9 protein-coding genes are annotated in these 20,794 nt (G+C 49.3%); 1 reads left to right on the plus strand and 8 read right to left on the minus strand.

Annotated elements, in window-relative coordinates:
* Positions 1-2: 2 nt before the first annotated feature.
* The 8 genes from DW039_RS10040 to DW039_RS10075 form a co-directional block, all read right to left on the minus strand.
* Complete coding sequence (locus tag DW039_RS10040; RefSeq protein WP_044467963.1) at positions 3-635, minus strand: hypothetical protein; 633 nt, start codon at positions 633-635, stop codon at positions 3-5.
* Between the two features lie 4 nt (positions 636-639).
* Positions 640-2,136, minus strand: a complete 1,497-nt coding sequence (gene bas-suc / locus DW039_RS10045; RefSeq protein ID WP_044467962.1) for a 3-succinylated cholic acid synthase — start codon at positions 2,134-2,136, stop codon at positions 640-642.
* 96 nt (positions 2,137-2,232) lie between these two features.
* Positions 2,233-4,695 carry a glycoside hydrolase N-terminal domain-containing protein gene (locus DW039_RS10050; RefSeq protein WP_044467961.1) on the minus strand — a complete coding sequence of 821 codons (2,463 nt, stop codon included), beginning with the start codon at positions 4,693-4,695 and terminating at the stop codon, positions 2,233-2,235.
* A 174-nt stretch (positions 4,696-4,869) separates the two neighbouring features.
* Positions 4,870-7,083: a glycoside hydrolase family 3 C-terminal domain-containing protein gene (locus DW039_RS10055; RefSeq protein ID WP_120381901.1), complete on the minus strand. Its 2,214-nt coding sequence runs from the start codon at positions 7,081-7,083 to the stop codon at positions 4,870-4,872.
* Between the two features lie 47 nt (positions 7,084-7,130).
* Positions 7,131-9,713, minus strand: coding sequence for a glycoside hydrolase family 2 TIM barrel-domain containing protein (locus DW039_RS10060; protein ID WP_120381902.1), 2,583 nt, complete (start codon positions 9,711-9,713; stop codon positions 7,131-7,133).
* A gap of 141 nt (positions 9,714-9,854) precedes the next feature.
* Positions 9,855-12,737 (minus strand): TIM-barrel domain-containing protein, encoded by a 2,883-nt coding sequence (locus tag DW039_RS10065; protein WP_120381903.1) that lies wholly within the window; start codon positions 12,735-12,737, stop codon positions 9,855-9,857.
* Positions 12,738-12,875: 138 nt separating this feature from the next.
* The gene (locus DW039_RS10070) at positions 12,876-16,958 is read right to left on the minus strand and encodes a hybrid sensor histidine kinase/response regulator transcription factor (protein ID WP_207810782.1); all 4,083 of its coding nucleotides are present in this window, start codon (positions 16,956-16,958) and stop codon (positions 12,876-12,878) included.
* 220 nt (positions 16,959-17,178) lie between these two features.
* Positions 17,179-18,960: a cellulase family glycosylhydrolase gene (locus DW039_RS10075; RefSeq protein WP_118264286.1), complete on the minus strand. Its 1,782-nt coding sequence runs from the start codon at positions 18,958-18,960 to the stop codon at positions 17,179-17,181.
* A 250-nt stretch (positions 18,961-19,210) separates the two neighbouring features.
* On the opposite strand from DW039_RS10075, the gene DW039_RS10080 reads away from it, so the two are divergent.
* Positions 19,211-20,782: a glycoside hydrolase family 43 protein gene (locus DW039_RS10080; RefSeq protein ID WP_120381904.1), complete on the plus strand. Its 1,572-nt coding sequence runs from the start codon at positions 19,211-19,213 to the stop codon at positions 20,780-20,782.
* Positions 20,783-20,794 lie beyond the last annotated feature (12 nt).

The following is a 20,794-nucleotide window of genomic DNA, read 5'->3' on the forward strand; positions in this document are numbered from 1 at the left end:
AATCAAAAGTTGACAATATAGTCTTGTTTTATCTTTGTTTTATCGAAGAATATGATACCAAGGTCATAAAGGTCGAACGTAATGCCCACCCGTCCGTCCTGCTTCATGCGCTTCCAGAGGGCAAACATCTGCGGAGTGTAACGGATACCCTCAATCACAAAAACAGACTTTCCCCTGGTACGGGTGGAACAGATGCGGAAGACCTCCTCTACAAAATCGGGATGACGATAATCGTGCAAATAAAGGAAATCAACGGGAACACCACTCTCCAGAAAGAGCTCGGAAAGGTCGGAAGCCGAGGTATAATCTGCCCCCTCCTTCCCCGCTTTCAGATAGAGGGCAGAAGCGGCAAGCGTACCGGCATCTACAATGGTCTCCGGCTGGGTATAGTTTACCAGACGGAACAGAAGGCGTTTTACTTTCTTCGATTCGTACTTCCAACGTTTATCTTTCTCCAGCTCCAGTTGCTTCTGTGCCTTGGCCAGCTCTTCATATTTATAATAAGCCGTACTTTCGTAAATTACATGCGTAATCAGGTTAAAGGCAAAAGGAGAATGTACACCGTAGCCGCAACGGTGCCGGAAACGGTACAGCCAGATAAAAGGCCGTTTTAGAGTAAGCAAAATACGATTCATTATTTTAATGCGCTAATGTACCTTCGAAAGTCACCCCTTCACCCGAAGAATAATTCTCCGTAACAGTCAGGAGTACCTTGTTATCCTCAAAGCAGAGCGTAAGCCCAAGAGCGCTTATCCAGTTGACATAATGTACTTTCAGTTGCAAAGCATCAGGTGACGCCCACGCATAACTGCCTGCCACCTGGAAAGGGCCTTCTATACCCTTAAAACGCCCCTTTGCAGCAACCGAATACGGAGGATAGCCATCAATTGCCGCTTTCGACCATTGCTTATAGCCAAACGGAAGACTGTATGTCTTTCCGTCTTTCTCCACCACAGTCATCACTACTTCTTGCTGCTTGAATTGCAGCTCGATGGATTGCCATCCGTATTTGTTCTCTCCGAGCAGGATGCGCTTGCCTGCGTATTTCTGTGAAAGGGAGGAAGCAGCCTTTCCTTGCACTAACGGCAGTTGATAAGAACGCTGTTTCTTCTGCAGGCGCTTGTAGTCCTTACCGGGCGCTAATACCTGGTCACCGACCTCCGGCAACAAGCGGTTCCAGATCAGACGACGCTGCCGACGACCGTCTATCAATGTACATTCGGTAATGACCACTACCATATCCTTATCCGGAACAATCAGAATGTATTGTCCCAAAGCCCCGTCAGCACGTACAGCACCCGGATATTCGCAAAGCCACATCTGATAGCCATAATCTCCTATCTGTCTGGTCATCATCTGCTCCACCCAGGAAGCCGGAAGCAACTGCTTGCCTTCCCAAACACCCCGGTTCAGCAGCAACAATCCGAATTTTGCCAACGACTCGCTCTGGATATGCAGTCCCCAGCCACCGGTATTGATGCCTTCGGGGCTTATCTCCCACGCAACGTCCGTGATATGCATCGGGATGAAAAGCTTCTGCTTCAGATAATCCAGCAAGGTCATGCCCGTCACCTTCTGCACAATGGCAGAAAGCATATAGGTACTAATCGAATCATATTCAAACTTCTTGCCCGGAGTTTTCACCGGTTTGGCAAGGAAGGTACGTATCCAGTCGGAAGTGAGGTTGCGCATATTCCAGTCGGGAGTGATACCCGACGTCATGGTAAGCAGGTCACGGACAGTCATGTCTGCCAGATTAGCGGAAACCGAATCCGGAAGAAGTTCCGGGAAGAAGGTACCGACACGGTCTGTCAAGCGCAAGCGGTTGTCTGCAATGGCAAGTCCTACGGCAGCCCCGACAAAGGTTTTGGAGCAGGAATACATGGTATGGCGATATTCCGGCGCGAACGGAGCCGGATAGATTTCTCCGATGACCTTGCCGTGACGCAGCACCACCACGCTGTGGATATCTGTTTTCGGCAATGCCATCAGTGAATCAAACAAGGCAGTGACAGCCTTGGAAGGGACTCCTTCTGCCTCGGGTGTGGAACGTGGCAACTCATTGATTTGTGCATGAACTGCCAACGCTCCCAGCAAGCCGAGAAACAAGAAGAAAAAACGTACTCTATTTTTCATAATTATCTAAGATATTTGTTCTACATGCACTGCAAATGTACAGCATTCGGACGCGAAAGACAAATAACTTGATAATTTTGTCGGAGGGGAACGTTCCTATAAGAAATGTATGGTCACCGCCTCTCCCTTGTTCAAATCCAACGGAAATGCCGGTTCTTTGTAAGTACGCGTGCGTCCTCCTACCTTCACTTCGGCACGGACAGCACTTGCGGGCATCTTTACTGTAAATTTACCCGGAACAAGAGCGGTAACAACAGCCCTCGTTGCCCGTCCATCCTTCCAGTCCAGGTCTATGGAAGCACCGCCGCGTACGCGCATTCCACGGAAGTTGCCGGCAGTCCAGCTATCTGGCAGGGCAGGAAGCAGATGGATAAAGCCCTCATGACTTTGCAGCAGCATTTCGCCGACTCCCGCCGCGCCACCGTAGTTGCCATCAATCTGGAAAGGAGGATGCGAACAGAACAAATTAGGGAAAGTGCCGCTACCATGACCTCCCGTCGCAGCATCGACAGCAGGATGCAGCAAACTCTTGAAGAGTTTCCAAGCACGGTTTCCGTCACCCAAACGAGCCCAGAAGTTTATCTTCCAAGCACGGCTCCAACCGGTACCCTCATCTCCACGACGGTTCAAGGTCATCCGGCAGGCTTCGGCAAGCTCGGGGGTAGCCTCCGGCGAAATCAGGTTTCCCGGATGCAGGCCGTAGAGATGGGAAACGTGGCGATGGTGCACATCCACTTCCTTATAATCCTCCAGCCATTCCTGCAAATATCCTTCCTTACTGATTTGCATGGGTGGGAATCTCTTCAGGTCCGCCTCAAGCTTCGCCACATAATCCGCATCACAATCCAGCAGGCGGGCGGCGGTAATGACATTGGTATAAAGCTCGGTGAGCAGTTGCACATCCATAGTGGGACCCATACAGATGCTGACGGGAGTCACGCTGTCACCCGGCACATAGAAACTATTTTCCGGAGAAGAAGTGGGGGCAGTTACCAGCCAGCCATGAGAAGGCTCCTGCACGGTGGTGGAACTAAAGAACCGGGCGGCACCTTTCAAGACGGGATAAATACGACGCAGATAATCCCTGTCTTGCGTATACAGATAGTGTTCCCACAGATGGGCACACAGCCACGCACCACCGGTATTGGTCGCTCCCCAGGAAGGATGTTCACCGGGAGCGGTGTAATTCCATACATTGGTCATCATGTGGAGCACCCAGCCATCTGCCTCATCGCCATAGAAAGTACGCGCACTTGCTTCTCCCGAAGGGACAAGGCGCTCCATCAACGTTGTCAACGGCTGATAGAGTTCGGAAAGTCCGGCTTGCTCCAAGGGCCAGTGGTTCATCTGGATATTGATGTTCGTATGATAGTCCCCGTTCCAGGGAGTCGATACTCCATTTGCCCAGAGTCCTTGCAGATTGGGCGGCAGACTGCCGGGACGGGTACTGCTGATAAGCAGATAGCGTCCGTAGTTATAGTACAGAGCAGCCAATGCCGGCGACTCCTGCTGTGTGAAGCGGAGGATGCGCTCGTTCGTCGGGAGCGTATCATCCGGCGTGGCAGGAAGCGTCAAGGAAACACGGTCGTAGAGGAAACGGTGGGCAGTGACATGGTTGGATAATGAAGAATGGAGAATGGAACATGGAGAATTAGCGGGGGTGGTGAAAGGACGGAGCAAGCTGTCGCAGACTTCCGCATAGCGTTCGCCCGGGAAGTCTGTACCGGCAGCGGCATAGGAGGTAGCGGCAGAAAGTATCAACCAGGCTTCCTGCCCGTTCTTCAAGCAGATACCATTTCCCGGGCTGACAGATGATTCACCACCGTTCTGCACGAGTTGCATCGCCACACGGTATTTCATACCATCCAAACCGGGTTTACCGCTTTCCAACATGCCGTCCATCAAAAGGGTGTTCCCTTGGACAGTCACCAGGCTATGTTCTGCACGGCTCAAACGGGCAGAGAAGTTCAGAGTCCCTTCACGTCCGGCAACCAGATGAATCAGCATGACATCACGGTCACGGGAAACAAAATACTCACGGCGATAATCGACATCTTCCAGCCTGAAAGCCGTGTATGCCACCGCATCGCGCAAGTTGAGCCAACGGCGATAGTTGTTTAATGGAGAGTTGAGAATGGATAATGAAGAATTGTAGGTAAAATCTATATCCAAATCACCCAATACCTGATAGGTTCCATATCTCCCGTCAGTCTCCTGCTTCTTCGGAACGAAACTGCTGTACATCAGCTCCTGTGCCTCTCGGTTCTTTCCCTCAAACAACAGTTGCCGGATGGCAGGCAGACTCTTCGAAGCATCCGGATTGCTATAATCCGCCTCCATTCCGCTCCATAATGATATTTCATTCAGCACAATGTGCTCACGGAGAATGCCTCCGTCGGGCATCATGCCCAAGCGTCCGTTGCCCAAAGGAAGAGTCTCCTCCCAGATAGCGGCAGGTGACGTATAGTACAACTGATGATTACAACTGTCGGCAGGCGCATCGGCTGCACGAAGCAGCAACGAGGCTGCAAGCAGAAATAGAGTGGCAAGTGTCTTCATATTGTTTTTTGATTCTGATTTCAGGCTGCAAACTTACTGCATACACTTTGCAGCATTGCTGCATACCTTTTGCAGTGACGCTGCAAAGCAATTGCAGTAGCGCTGCAAAAGGTATGCAGTACCACTGCAAAACAGTTGCACTGATTTTGCAGTGGTTACGCACTGATTATAAGATTATTGCATTTCGAACGAAACTACACCACGGACGTCGGCAGACGAAGCGCAAACGTATGCCTTGAACTTACCCGGTTCGTACTTCCAAGCTGCGGAAGCCTCATCGTAGAACTTCAAATCATCCGGAGTAAGGGTGAAAGTCACGTTCTTCTCCTGGCCCGGTGCCAAAGCGACTTTTGCAAAATGTTTCAGTTCCTTTACAGGACGAAGCACACTGCATTTATCATCGCCTACATAAAGCTGTACAATCTCTTTTCCGGCAATGCTACCCGTATTCTTCACGGCAACTGTCACCGTCAGCGTACCGTCGGCAGCCATGGCCTTGGCAGAAGCCACCGGTTTGCCATATGTAAAGGTAGTATAGCTCAAGCCATGACCGAAGGGGAAGAGTGCCGGAACCTTCTTGGTGTCGTGCCAACGATAGCCCACCAGAATATCTTCCTTATACTCCTGCTTAATGCTGTCGCCCGGATAACTGAGTTCATCAAAAGCATGTGCACCGCAATCCGTCAACTTGGCAGGGAAAGAAAAGGGCAACTTTCCGCTTGGATTCACCGCACCACTCAGGATGTCAGCCAGAGACTTGCCACCCATGGAGCCTAAATACCAGCCTTGCACAATGGCAGGAACCCGGGATACCCACGGCATTTCCACCGCATTACCACTGAGAAGCACCAGAACCAGGTTCTTGTTTACCCCCAGCAAAGCTTCAATCAGTTCATCCTGCCCGAAAGGCAAGCCGTATTCCAGACGGTCGCCGCCTTCACAATCCTGGAAGTGGTTCTTGTTCAATCCGCCTACCAGTACCACCAAGTCTGCCTTTTTCGCCATTTCCACGGCTTCTGCACGGAGTGAGTCTACCACATTCTGCGGAATTTCATCTGCACGGCCGTACATCGGACGACCGGCGGCATAGCCTTTCGCATAGGCTACCTTATCACCATAAACGGCACGCAAGCCATCCAGCGGAGATACCATATCCTTCACTTTCAGTTCGGAAGAGCCTCCTCCCTGATTCAGCAAGCGTACGGCATTATCGCCCACCACCAGGATATTCTGATACTTGGCTGCATCAATCGGCAGCAACGGGGCACCTTTCTTTATCACCGGAGCATTCTTCAACAGCACAATGCCCTCATTGCCTATCTCGCGGGCAGCGGCATAATGCTCTTCCGTAGCTACCGAACCATAGGGTTTCTGACGGTTCATCGCCGTACGGAATATCAAGCGAAGAATGCGGGAAGCCTTGTCATCTATTGTAGACATCGGCACTTTGCCATCTTTCAACATCTGGAGGTAAGGGTTGGCAAGGTAATAATCGTTATAGGTAAATACACTCTCGGACGTCAGACCGTTGGTGTAAGAACCCATTTCAATATCCAGACCGTTGACGGCAGCTTCATAGGTGTCGTGGGCACCGCCCCAGTCGGTAATGACACAGCCGTCGAACTTCCAGTCATCTTTCAGAATCTTGTTCAGTGTGAAATCGTTATGGCAGGCGTGCTGGCCGCGAATCTTATTGTAAGCGCCCATAATGCTCCAGGCACCTCCTTCTTCTACCGCAGCCTTGAATGCAGGCAGATAGATTTCATGCAAAGCACGGTCGCTAAGATTCACATCAATATGTCCGCGCCACAGTTCCTGGTTGTTCAGCGCATAGTGCTTGACACAAGCTGCCACTCCGTTCTTCTGCAACTCCTGGATGTAAGGTACGCACATCACACTGGCCAGATAAGGGTCCTCGCCCATATATTCAAAATTACGCCCGTTCATCGGAGTGCGGTAGATGTTGACGCCGGGGCCCAGCAACACATCCTTTTCACGATAGCGCGCTTCCTCACCGATGGCCTTGCCATACTTGGCAGACATGTCCGGATTCCAGGTAGCGGCCAGACAAGTCAAGGCCGGGAAAGCGGTAATGCTGTCATTGGTCCAGTTGGCATATCCCCAGTCATTCCAGTTGATTTCGGCACGGACACCGTGAGGGCCGTCGCTCATCCAAAGCTCGGGAATGCCGAGCCGCGGAACACCCGCACTGCTGAATTTACTCTGCGCATGGCAAAGGGCTACCTTCTCTTCCAGCGTCATCCGGCTGAGGGCATCCTTTACACGTGCTTCAATAGGTTGCGCATCGTCCATATAGACCGGTGTCTGTGCAGACACGGTACTGATGGAGCATGCAAGAAATAAGGTTGCTAAAAATTTATTCTTCATGTCTTAATTGGTTAATATGCTAATGTGCCAATTAGCACATCAAATTATCATTTAACTTTAATCGCCGTCGTCGCCTTCTCCAGTCCATCAGCCGTAGCCGTCACCTTGACACCACCCGGTTCACCGTTGTTCTGCAGTACCACCAGGCACTTTCCGTAGAAAGCCTTGCGGTGGTTGTCCTTGAACTTCTCCATAGAGATGGGGCTTCCGTTATCCACTCCAGCAATGAAGCCGGCACCTTCTACGGCAAAGGTCACATCGTTTTCGGCATTCGGACACAAATTTCCATCTTTGTCCAGAATCTCAACCGTAATGAAACTCAAGTCTTTGCCATCTGCCTGAATGGTACTGCGGTCGGGGCTGAGACGAATCTGCGCAGGTTCGCCCGCTGTCCGGATTTCCTGCTCGGCCACAGTCTTTCCTTCCTTGCGGGAAACAGCCTTTACCGTACCCGGCTCATACTTCACGCGCCACATGACGTGGAAATCGTCTTTTCCCTTGCTGCGCACACCCTGCGACTTTCCATTCACGAAAAGCTCCACTTCGTCGGCATTGTTATAATATGCCCACAAATCGATGTCTTGTCCCTCCGTCCAATTCCAATGCGGGAAAAGATGCAACACCGCCTTATCCGGACGCCACTCGGACTGATACATGTAGTAGACATCCTTCGGGAAGCCGGCCAAGTCGATAATGCCAAAGTAAGAGCTGCGTGCCGGCCAACCGTAAGGAGTAGGCTCACCGATATAATCGAAGCCCGTCCAGACGTATTGTCCACTGATAAAGTCGTTGTTCTTCACATGACGCATAGTACCTTCGTGACGGTTGCCCCAAGGAACATGACAGTTGTCGTAGGAGGAGCAAGAGAACGAGGCATCATAGAAAGGCTTGTCCCAACGTTCGGGCCAGATGAACATCGAATCACTCGGCATCCGGTAGTAACCGCGTGTCATCAGGCCGGAAACACTTTCCGTCACGATGAACGGCTTGCCGGGGAAGTTCTCGGGAACACCTGCAAACCAGTCGTCATGGTAATTGAAGCCGATAATATCAAGCGCACCGGAACGGAACAAATGATTGTTCGGGTTCGGCTCGTTGCAGCCTGCCGTCACGGGGCGCGTGGCATCGAGCTTTCTCACCATATCTGCCAGTTTCTTTGTCAGCAGTGAGTTGACGGACATTTCTCCGTCCTTTGCCAGCATATCCGCACTGTGACCGAAGTTCAAGACCAGATTGGCCTCTTCCAGACTCAAGGTGTCGGCTTTGGCATCCGTCCACTGCTCCAGCACTTCGTTGCCGATACTCCACATGAAGATGGAAGGATGATTGCGGTCACGCACGATAAGGTCAGTCAAATCGCGTTCGTGCCATTCGTTGAAATAGCGTGAATAATCGTGGCGGGTCTTTTTCTTGCGCCACATATCAAAGGTCTCGTCCATCACGATGAAGCCCATACGGTCGCAAAGGTCGAGCAACTCCGGTGCGGGAGGATTATGGGAGCAGCGGATGCCGTTGCAACCCATTTCTTTCAGAATCTCCAACTGGCGCTCGATGGCGCGCGTATTCACCGCAGCTCCCAGGCAACCCAAGTCATGATGCATGCAGACACCATTTATCTTCACTTGTTCACCATTCAGGATAAATCCTTTTTGTGCATCGAAGCGGAAAGTACGGATGCCGGTAGGAGTATAGTAACGGTCGAGTACCTCGCCGGTCTCTTTATTCTTGAGGATGCTTTCTACCTTATACATATAAGGTGCATCAATACTCCAGAGATTAGGATTCTTCAATTCTATTTCCTGCTCCATTTCTGCCGGAGCGACAGGCATCAGCTGAGCTTCCGACACAGCCTCACCCACCACATGACCGTCGGCATCCACTAACCGGGATTGCAGGACGACATCAACCAGAGGAATAATTTCCGAATCGAACACAACATATGTACCGTCGGCCTGCTGCACGGAATCTTCCGTCTGCATCTCTACATCGTACTGCAAACTGGTACGTATCTTCAACCGGGCACTGTTCTTCGACACTTCTTCTGCCGTCACGTAGGTACCCCACTGTGCCACATGCACCGGATTCAGTTTCGTCAACCACACATTACGGTAGATACCGCAACCGGAATACCAACGTGAATTGGGTTGTTCGGCATTGTCCACTCTTACAGCAATCACATTCTTCTCCCCCCATTTGATATAAGGAGTCAAATCATAACTAAACGAGATGTATCCATAGGGGCGTGTTCCCAGTTCATGCCCATTAATATAAACGGTGGAGTTCATATAGACACCATCGAAATCTATGCGATAGCGCTTGCCCTCATCGACCTTATCGGCAATAAAAGTCTTACGATACCAACCTATACCACCAGGCAGAGCACCTCCCCCTGTTCCTGACGGATTGTCCCGACTGAACTCTCCTTCAACAGCCCAATCGTGGGGCAAGTTCAGTTTCCGCCAGTCTGCGTCATTATAATCCAGACGGGCTGCCGCCGTATCATCTCCCAAGCGAAAGGCCCAGTCGGCAGTAAAATCCAAGCTACGGTCATCGCCAGCTACCTCTTTAGGAGCATTGCAACCGGCCAATAGGGACAGCCCGATGGCCAAAGACAATATGATTTTATTCATGGTAATAAATATCTAAAAGATTATCGAGTGCCTACTCCTCTCTCACAGCTATTCAGAAGTGGGGAAGTGCCCGGCACCGAGGAACGACGAGATCGGTACCGGGAAGACTTCTCTCCCTGGCACCGTCGTCTATCATTCTGATTATAATTTTACGGTTTGTGCTTTTCCGTCATACTTCACCGTTGTGCCTTTCGCCTTCAAATCGAACGGTTGCGGCTGGTCTTTGCTTACCTTCACCACATTGAAAGTACGTTCCTTCAGCATACCGGGGAAGTCACCCGTACGGTCGCCGATAACCAGTGTACCCTCAGCATCGTTATAGGCAAACGGTATAGTGGCATATTGTCCCTTCTCGTAGTTATAGTTCACACCTTCATCCTCATAGAGCGTAAACGCGCCGTCCTTACCCGTATAAACATAGAGAGTGATTTCCGAAGCCGGTTTTTCATCACTGTATTGCATATCCGGACCATAAGGTACAATGGCACCTTCGCAAACGTAGAGCGGGATACGTTCATAAGGAGCATCCACTGTCAGTTTCTGGCCACCGTTCACATACTTACCGGAGTAGAAGTCATACCAACCGCAGCTTGCCGGGAAATAAACCTCGCGGTTGCGTGCACCGTATTCGTAAACCGGAGCCACCATCAGGGCAGAACCGAACATGAACTGGTCACCTATATTGTTGACGTTTGCATCAGCTGTGAAGTCCATTACGAGCGGACGCATGATGGTATAATCATTGAAATAAGTCATACCTGCCAAAGAATAGATATACGGCATCATGTTGTAACGCAGCTTCGTATAATAAACGATGGAGTTGTAGCACGGATGTCCTGCCGGAGCGATATTCCAAACCTCACGGTACGGATACTGGCCGTGTGCACGGAACAACGGGCAGAAAGCGCCGAACTGATACCAACGGGTATTCAACTCTCTCCATTCCTTATAATCAGCATTTTCACGTCCAGTCTTGTTGAATTCCATCTGACCAGCCACATAACGGTTCTCTACACAGAATCCGCCGATGTCCATGGTCCAATAAGGGATACCGCTGACAGCAAAGTTCAAGCCGGCAGAGATTTGCGCTTTCATATCTTCCCAACGGGTAGCGATGTCACCACTCCAGGTGGCAGTAGAATAGCGTTGCAATCCTGCAAAGCCAGAACGTGTCAACAAGAAGACGCGCTTGTCCGGTTCCACGCCGCGCTGTCCGTCATAGATAGCTTCAGCATTCATCAGTGCGTATGCATTGAAGAACTTGGCAGAGGGGCCGAGTGCCGTCGGGCCGCAAAGGTCCTTGCGGTATTGCAAATCCGTACAGTCGCGTATGTTCGGTTCGCTGGCATCCATCCACCAAGCGTCAACACCCAGAGGATAGTAGTGGTCTTGCATCTGCTTCCAGAAGAGCTTGCGTGCATCGGCATCGTATGCGTCATAGAAAGAGCCCAGATAGCCGGGGCCTACCCAGTCTTTGATGCTGTCTTTGATAGCCTGCTGATACATCCAGCCTTTTTCGTCAAATTCCTTGAAGTGTTCGGTCGTAGCATAGAACTTGGGCCATACGGAAATCATCAGACGTCCGTTCATGGCGTGGATGGAGTCGACCATTCCTTTCGGGTCGGGGAAACGTTCGGGGTCGAACTCATGGCTTCCCCAAGAATCCTGCTTCCAGTGCAGCCAGTCGATTACGATATTGTCGATAGGAATCTGACGTTCACGGAATTCCTTCAAGGTGGAGAGAACCTCCTCACGCGTATTGTACTTCTCACGGCTCTGCCAGTAACCCATCGCCCATTTCGGCATAATCTGGGATTTACCTGTCAATGTACGGTAGCCGCTAATCACATCGTCCATATCATCACCATAAACGAAATAGTAGTCTATTTCATTCTGCATTTCACCCCACCAGGAGAGTTTGTTCTGTTCTTCATCAGCCACCGGACTCAATACCCGCAGACCGCAGTAAGAAACACCGGCATCAGGCTTCCACTCTATCTTCAACGGAACGCGCTTGCCCGCTTCCAGATTGACAGCAAACTTATAACTGTTAGGATTCCAAGCCGTACGCCAACGTTCGGGAACCACCAACTCATTATCAATATATACTTTCATGTAGCCTGCATAGTAAAGGATGAAGCGGAACAAGCCGCTTTCTGCCGGTTCTATTTCTCCCTCATAAACTACGTCGGACCCTCCGAACGGGAACTCCGCAGGCAAATTAATCACCTTACTCAGATGTGCGGCACGGTCCAGATGTTCAAAATAAAGAGAATCCTCACGACGTACAAGGGTTTCCACGTCTTTCTTGCCCGGAATATATGTACCGGTCAAAGCACCTTCCTTGCCCTCTTTATCATAAAGTTTGAAGACATCACCCAGCTGTGAGTAATCGCGCGGGTCACCGAAACGGCAGAGCGAATAGCTGTCCCAAAGCACACCGTAGTTCTTATTAGACACGATAAAGGGTACAGACACCTTTGTATTGTACTGGAACAGTTCCTCATTCTTACCTTTATAGTTGAACTCATCCGCCTGGTGCTGGCCCAAGCCATAGAAAGCCTCATCATTGCCTGCCGACTGGAATACCTGACGTACTGTATATCCTTTCGTACCTTCCACTTCCACCGGAGTAAAGGTCCGCCCGTCAGAGTCTTCAGCCAGAATCTGCTTGCCATCGGTATCCGTGAAGCATACCTCACCCGTTGTCTTGGACACAATGGCACATAATTCCGATGTCTTGACAGTCACTTCATCGCCCTGCTCTTCGACCTTAAAGTCGGTCTTATTCTGTTGAGGGATCACAATGAGACTCTGCTCCTTTGAAAATTCCTTCTCAGGAGTAGCCGATACATGAATGAGCTTCTCACCCATTACTTCCAATCTTACTTTACGCACATCCGTCGGTTGCTGCTGCTTGACTTCCACAACAACACCGTTCTCGGTCTTTTGGAATCCGCCTCCGGAACATGCGGCGAGCATCCATCCGGCAAGCAAATAAACTGAAGTGTTTTTCAATTTCATATTACTGTTTTTAAAGTGAATTTTCTCTGATGTAAAAATAGAAAATTTCCTCCAAAAACGAGCCCCCCTGATGTTGAAACAAAAGGGCGCTTTTGATTCCCCTAAAAAACAATATGTTTCCATAAAGGGTATCTTTTGTTATTTGCCCTCTCTTTCCTGATAAACAGAGGGCAAAACACCGAATTCATCCTTGAAATATTTGCTGAAATACTTGGGGTTGTTAAAGCCCAACTGATACGCTATCTCCGATACATTCTGCTGACTCTCGCGCAGCATCTGCGCCGCTCTTTTCAGACGGATGACACGGATAAATTCAATGGGTGTCTTACCGGTTATCTGCAAGAGTTTCTTGTAAAGATGTACCCGGCTCATACCCAATCCCCGGCTCAACTCTTCTACGGACAAGTCACACCGACCGATGTTCGCCTCCACATATTTGATGGCATTTTCCACCAACTTTTCGTCCAGCGAAGTAATGGCTATCTCGCTCGGTTCGGGGTCGATGAGCGACTTTGCCTTGCGCTTCTTGCTCAGGTCAATCAGCTTGCGCATACGCAGAATCAGGATTTCCACATTGAAAGGTTTCGTCACATAATCATCTGCACCGATGGTCAACCCCTCCACTTTATCTTCCACAGCCTGCCGTGCAGTGAGCAATATCATCGGAATGTCACTCGTGCGTTTATCGGTCTTCACCCAGCGACACAGTTCATTTCCATCCATCTCGGGCATCATTACGTCGCTGACAATAACATCCGGCATCAGTTCCGGTATTTTCTGCCAAGCTTCCCGGCCATTAGAAGCTGACTGTATACGGAAATACAAGCTCAGACTATCTTTCATGAAGGCAACCAAATCTTCATTATCATCCACAATCAGGGCCAACGGCTTCTCTTTTTCATCTTCATTATCCTCCCCCATATCGTCCGGCAGTTCATCCGGAAGCGGCTCTTCTTCCATATCCGGCAAAAGTTCCTCATGCTCTTCCACCTCTTCTGCAAGCAGTGCAGGCTTGGAAGGACTTACATGCACATGTTTAACCGGAAGCTCAATCAGGAACACACTACCGGACCCCACATTGTCAACAACGCGCACCGTGCCCTCATGCAGCGTCACAAAGTCGCGTACCAGGCTCAAGCCAATACCGCTACCCGTTGACTGGTGTTCCGGTTCTTCCTGCTCCACCTGATAGAAACGTTCAAAAATTCGCTCCTTGTCTTCATCCCTAATGCCAACACCGGTATCCGATACCTTTATCAGCAATCTTCCGGACATCTCTTTCGACATTTCCAATGCCACATCCACACGTCCCCCGTCCGGGGTAAATTTGAAGGCATTGGATAGAAGATTCATCACAACTTTACCAATTTTATCCTCGTCGAATGACATATTCAGCGATTCCATGGCCGAAAAAAATGTCAGATGTACATGTTTCTTTTCAGAAAGCATCAGGAAAGAAGCACATATGCTACGCACATACGCCACAATATCCCCCTCGGACAAAGTGAGATGCAATCCTGCCATCTCATTCTTACGGAAATCGAGCAACTGGTTGACCAAATTCAACAAACGCTGCGCATTGCGGTACATCAGTTGCAGCTTGCCATGCAGTTTTTCGTCCGTAATCTCCTTCATCATACTTTCCATCGGCGATATAATCAGCGTAAGCGGCGTACGCAACTCATGGCTGACATTCGTAAAAAAGCGGAATTTCATCTGGCTCAACTCCTCCCTCTTCTTCGCATCTTCCTCTATCTGGCGGATTCTGAACTTATTACGTTCCCTCCGTTGTACGGCATAAAGTGAAAAGGAAACAACTCCTACTATCAGAAGAGCATAAACGATATATGCCCACGGAGTCATCCAGAAAGGCGGAAGAATGACAATCTTGAGCGAAGCCTCTTCAGTGCCCGCATATCCGTCACTGTTTGTAGCCTTCACTTTTAAGATGTAAGTCCCCGGAGCCAGATTGGTATAGGTAACGCGATGCATATCGGACATACTCGTCAGCCAGTTCTCATTAAATCCTTCCAATTTATAGAAATACTGTGTCTTTTCGGGCAGCACGAAATTGTCCGACGCAAACAGCACCGTGAACACATTCTGCTTATAATCCAAGACAACTTCTTCTGTTTCATTCAAAGCTTCCTTCAAGATGACACGTCCTGCATACTCCTTGCCCACCTTCACGTCTTCATTGAACAACTGGAAACCGGTAAACATAACCTTGGGCAACGTACGGTTATACTTTATGTTGCCCGGCTGGAAGCGATTCAGCCCATACAGTCCTCCCACTACAATCTCGCCCGTATGCAGTCGTTTGAGGGAACGCTGGTTGAAGTCACAACTCTGCAACCCGTCCTTGTCATTATAGGTATAGCAACGGAACACGGGCTGCTCCGTCTTGCTGTCAACGGACAACACCACGTTTATCAGTTCTCCTCCGGTGCTGATCCATATACTTTTGTTTTCATCTTCCGTAATACCTAATATCAATAGTTTGGAGAAACCGGGCTTGATAGGCACTTCGTACAATTCATCCCGTTTGCTGTCATATACATTCAAGCCTTCACGCGTGGCTATCCATAGCAAACCGCGACTATCTTCGTAAACTTGATTGATATTTTGGTTGGAAAGTCTGGTCTTACCCGATTTTGTACCTGCAAAATTTGTAATCTCGCCGGTCCTCAGGTCCATGAAAGCCATCCCTGCCGAAGTACCGATAACCAGATTATTGTCACAGCTGATGCAGAGGGATGAGATATAGTCCGACACAAGGTTTGAATTACCTGTAGAATAGGTGGTAAATATCCCCGTCTGAGGATTCAGGCATTGCAATCCTCCCCCTAACGTACCGATCCAGATATTTTTGTCCGCATCTTCTGCCAATGCCCATACATTGTCATAGACCAGCGAGTTACTGTCTCCCTTACGGGACCGGTAATGGATAAAGCGGTTCCCATCATAGCAATTCAGTCCGCCCCAGAAAGTACCTGCCCACACTCTGCCGCTACTGTCCCGAAGAAGGCAGACTATGACATCACTCGAGATAGAGTGGGGATCTGCCGTATGCGAAAAAACCATACGTTCATCTGTCACGCTATTCCAGCGCACCAGCCCGCGGTCGTTGGTTCCCAGCCATACGATGTCACCGCCTCCGTCCTCCACGCAATTGATGTCGCCTACATCGGCAATACCGAACTTGAAAATGCTTTCATTATAGAAAGAGATGCCTTTCTTGTAGGTTCCCACCCACATCGTACCGGCCTCATCTTCATAAAGAGCCGTTATTGTATTGTTGGACAGAGTACGCCCGTTATTAGGTTCATTCGCCAGACGGATTTTCCGTCCCGCCGGTTCTATCAATTCAACGCCATCCTGATCCCTGCCTACCCATATACATCCGTATTTATCCTGTGCCACTGCACGTACGGTATTGTAGGTGTCCGTTCGGGGAGAACGCTGTTCCCAAACCTTCTGAGAAAGGCTATAAATCCACATCCCCTCCACACTGAATATCCACGCCCGCCCACTATGGTCGACAAACAAATCAAAGGTAGCATTCTTTACTTCCCTGCAATCTTCGGCAATGTCCGGATTGGTCCACTTGATATTTTGCTTTTCCTCATCTATACAAACCAAGATACCGTTACTCAGAACCAGCAGGATTCCTTCGCCGCATTCTTTCATGTCGGACACTTCGGCTTTCGCAAGCAGTTCATCCGCCCCCTTTACTGCTACGGCATTTTTCTGTTCCTCTCTATAGCTGTAAACACCTTTACCATTAATATAGATCCAGAAAGTCTTTTCCTTATCAATATAAATAAGTGAAGGATTTCCGGTCAGACCGATGTTCCACATCCAGGCTTCCACATTACGGTCAAAAACATCGGAAGCCGAGTTGTAAATGGCATACCCGCCTCCCGTACGTATCCACAAATTACCGGACGTATCTTCTTGTATATCCTCGACATAACTATCGGGAAGAGATTTCTCATCATCTTTCTGGCTGCGATAAATCTTAATATTGTAACCATCATAGCGATTCAGCCCCGAAGCTGTACCAAACCACATGAATCCGTTTGAATCTTTATAAATGGCATTAACCTGATTATTGGAAAGTCCGTCTTTCACTTCCAAATGTTTAAACATGTAGTTGTGTGAAGCAGCAGAGAAACATACCATCCAAACCCACAAGAGCAGTAGTTGCAGTCTTTTCATACTATCAGAGCTAAGGAAAGTTATTTTTATTGCAAATGAAGTGAAAAACGAACAGAAAAGCAAGGAAAGACAAGGATTTTTAAAGAAGGAGAAGCATATCTCTCGCGGACATACTTCTCCATAACCAATCAAAAAAAACTATATCAACAATCCTTGTAACCTATAAAACCTATTTATATGATACTTTTGAAAACTGTCTTTTATTCTATCCACCACTCAATCAGTAAGGGTATTTACCGGCTGCGGCTCCCTTCATGATGCCCTCAATGGCATAAGCCTCCTTCGCCGTACCCGTACCACGGTTCATGTCACCGCCGGTTTCCCAATAGAAGGGGACGCAACCGTGGTTTTTCGCCTCGCGGGTGACTACCTCATTCCAATAGGCGCGGCTCTTGTTGTGCATCTCCTGGTCAATGTCGGGATAGGCAGGTTCGGCAGTACCCTCTATCTTGTCTTCTTTTGTACGCTTCATGGCGCTGTATTCACCCACAATCACAGGAATTCCTTTATCTGCATAGGCCTTCTTCATCTTCTGGAACTGTTGCTTCACATAATCTTCTTCGTTAGCGGTGGCATTGTGAATGGAGCCGGACACATGATTGTCCTTACCCCAATAAAGGAATACCTTGCCCCAGGTTTCGTCATGGTTCATCATGGTGAACTGATAGGGATCATAGAAGTGGACTTCCACCATCAGACGGTCGGGCACTTCGTCCTTGGGCATCGTGTAGTCGTTCACCGTCTTGTCGATATTGGTATAAGGGCCTTGCACAATCAGGCAACGGCTCGCATTATTTCCTCCGGTGGCACGCACGGCATCAATGAAGGTCTGTTCATATTTCAGAATGGCATCTATGGCCGATGTCCCAACGTTCCCCTGGTCTTGCTGTCCGGGTTCGTTACATCCGGCAAAGAGCAGGTGCTCGTCATAAGCATTCAGTTTATTGGCAATCTGTGTCCAGATAGCTTTCTGCTTGGCATCTACTTCGCTGCTGTAACCATGAGTGATACTCTCTTCGAGCCAACCGCCATCCCAATGGATATTGACAATGGCATACATATCATTGGCTACACAGTAACCCACCACTTCGCTCACCCGGTCGAGCCATACAGCATCTATCTCATAGGTCGATGGATTCACAATGTAATAATCCCACGCACAAGGGATGCGTACCGCATTAAATCCCAATGCCTTCAGCCCTTTGACATATGCCTCGCTTACTTTAGGATTTCCCCATAACGTTTCGCCCGCTATCTTGTTCTTGTTATCACAAGCTTCCAGCGTGTTGCCGATATTGATACCTGCATACATCTTGGCGGCAAGTGTCCTGGCATCGCTTTCCATATTGCCGGTTTCGCCCGCACCCTGCTTTACGGTCACAGTCTCCGTCAGGCTACCCAAAGTAAAAGAGATATGGCCTTCGCGCGCTCCCAAAGGATTGGGAGAGACGGTAAACTTGAAAATCTTGTCTTCCATGGCACGGGTATTGACCGCCTTTATCCAAGAAACATCGGAAACGGCTTGTACGTCACCATTGGTTTCCACCACTACAGAGACATCTCCTCCCGCAGCTGGCAGGTCGAAAGAGGTAGAGTTGGATATGATTAGTCCGTCGGCAGCCGTCTGTTTCACTGTGAAGCTCCCTACTTCGCTGCCTCCGGCTTTCACCGTTACCTTGGCTTCACGGTCACTCGTGTCTGTATTGGCTTCTGCCATAACGGTATACTTCAAAATACTATTCGAAGCAGAACTTTCGGCAGTAACCTTACACCACTCCGGTGCGCTGCTGGTAACTTCCAATGCAACGTTCGACTTGATGTTCAGCGTACTTGTTCCTCCGGTCTTGGAGAAAGTCATTCCATCTGTCAGAATGTTCGCGGGAATCGTTATTTCCGGAGTCACAGTATCATCATTGCCGGAACATGCGGCAACGAAAGAAGAGAAAAGCAGTGCCGACAGCACCAGGCAAATTTGGAATTTTTCAATGATATTCTTCATCATGTCTTTACGTATTAAAAATAATGGTTAAATCAGTGAAAGCAAAAGTAACGGAAAAGGCGGAAAACACACCGATGTCATGTTATCTGCAACGGTATCATTTGTTTCCGAATAGGGTTCAAAAGTAATCATTGAATGACATCGGACACATCCGGCTTGTTTGAACCGAAGGAATACTTTATTTTTGCGTATAAATACTTCCTTCAACTACTGATTCGTATATCTGATAAACTATTTAAAATACAATGTACTTATGAGAAAAAAGATGATGTTATTTTTAGGACTGGCGCTCAGCCTGTCCTGCTTTTCACAAAACCGGCAAGGTTATCAAAATCCCGTTATTCCCGGTTTCCATCCCGACCCGAGTGTCTGCCGCGCAGGAGATGACTTTTATCTGGTCAACAGTAGTTTCCAATATTTTCCGGGCGTACCGTTGTTCCACAGCAAAGACCTCATCAACTGGGAACAAATCGGACACTGCCTGACGCGCCCCTCACAACTGCCGCTTCACGACGCCGGCCCGTGGGGAGGAATCTATGCACCCACCATCCGCTACAACGACGGTACATTCTACATGATTACCACCAACGTGTCCGACAAAGGCAACTTCCTTGTACACACTACCGACCCGCGTGGCGAATGGTCAGAACCCATATGGCTCAAGCAAGGCGGCATAGACCCGTCCCTCTATTTTGAAGACGACAAGTGTTACCTTGTCAGCAATCCGGGCGTAGGTATCTATCTGTGCGAAATCAACCCCAAAACCGGCGAACAACTCAACGAGTCCAAACGCATCTGGAACGGCACGGGCGGACGGCACCCTGAAGGGCCGCATATTTACAAGAAAGACGGCTGGTATTATCTGCTGATTTCCGAAGGCGGCACGGAATACGGCCACAAAGTGACAATAGCCCGTAGCCGCGATATAGACGGCCCGTACGAAGAGAATCCCGCCAATCCCATCCTGACCCACATCAACAAGAATGCACAAAACAGCCCGATACAAGGAACCGGCCATGCCGACCTGATACAAGCCCCTGACGGTTCGTGGTGGATGGTGTGTCTCGCTTTCCGTCCGCAAAGCGGCAACCATCACCTGCTGGGACGCGAAACGTTCCTTGCTCCCGTGCGCTGGGACAAGAATGCCTGGCCGGTAGTAAACGGAGATGGCACAATAGCCCTGCAAATGGATGTGCCAACCCTACCGCAACATCCTCTTGCCCCCAAGCCTGCACGCACCGATTTCAAAAACGGCAAATTAGGTCCCGAATGGGTTCATATCAGAAACTATCATCCGGAAAACTATACTTTTGCTTCCGGTAACCTCCGTCTGAAAGCAACCCCCGTAAACCTGAACAACGGGAAAGGCAGTCCTACTTTTGCCGGCCGCCGGCAAGAACATATCGACTTCACAGCCACCACTTCCATGCAACTGAAAAAAGCCGCCAGTGGCGACGAAGCCGGCCTGACGGTCTACATGTTCGAATCGTCCCATTACGATTTATTAGTCAAGCAATTGGCAGACGGGAAACAAGCTGTAGTATTGCGCTACCAATTGAATGAATTGACCCATACGGAAAAGGAAGTTATTCTGCCCCAGGGGAAAGTACAACTCCGTGTAAAAGGCAGCAACGAAATCTATTCGTTCGAGTATGCCACAAACGGAAAGGACTTCAAAGAACTGGGCCGAATGAATACGCGCTATATCAGTACAGAAACTGCCGGTGGCTTTACGGGAATCATGCTGGGATTGTATGCCGTCTCCGGTTCTCAAACCTCAAAAGCATATGCAGACTTTGAATACTTTGATTACGAAGGAAAATAGCAGCCAATCTTA

The sequence above is a fragment of the Bacteroides sp. AF39-16AC genome (assembly GCF_003602735.1).
Taxonomy (GTDB): domain Bacteria; phylum Bacteroidota; class Bacteroidia; order Bacteroidales; family Bacteroidaceae; genus Bacteroides; species Bacteroides uniformis.

Excerpts from the sequence above, each read along its gene's own strand:
- DW039_RS10040 (WP_044467963.1), bottom strand. The coding sequence starts at position 635 with ATGAATCGTATTTTGCTTACTCTAAAACGGCCTTTTATCTGGCTGTAC.
- bas-suc (WP_044467962.1), bottom strand. The coding sequence starts at position 2,136 with ATGAAAAATAGAGTACGTTTTTTCTTCTTGTTTCTCGGCTTGCTGGGA.
- DW039_RS10050 (WP_044467961.1), bottom strand. The coding sequence starts at position 4,695 with ATGAAGACACTTGCCACTCTATTTCTGCTTGCAGCCTCGTTGCTGCTT.
- DW039_RS10055 (WP_120381901.1), bottom strand. The coding sequence starts at position 7,083 with ATGAAGAATAAATTTTTAGCAACCTTATTTCTTGCATGCTCCATCAGT.
- DW039_RS10060 (WP_120381902.1), bottom strand. The coding sequence starts at position 9,713 with ATGAATAAAATCATATTGTCTTTGGCCATCGGGCTGTCCCTATTGGCC.
- DW039_RS10065 (WP_120381903.1), bottom strand. The coding sequence starts at position 12,737 with ATGAAATTGAAAAACACTTCAGTTTATTTGCTTGCCGGATGGATGCTC.
- DW039_RS10070 (WP_207810782.1), bottom strand. The coding sequence starts at position 16,958 with ATGAAAAGACTGCAACTACTGCTCTTGTGGGTTTGGATGGTATGTTTC.
- DW039_RS10075 (WP_118264286.1), bottom strand. The coding sequence starts at position 18,960 with ATGATGAAGAATATCATTGAAAAATTCCAAATTTGCCTGGTGCTGTCG.
- DW039_RS10080 (WP_120381904.1), top strand. The coding sequence starts at position 19,211 with ATGAGAAAAAAGATGATGTTATTTTTAGGACTGGCGCTCAGCCTGTCC.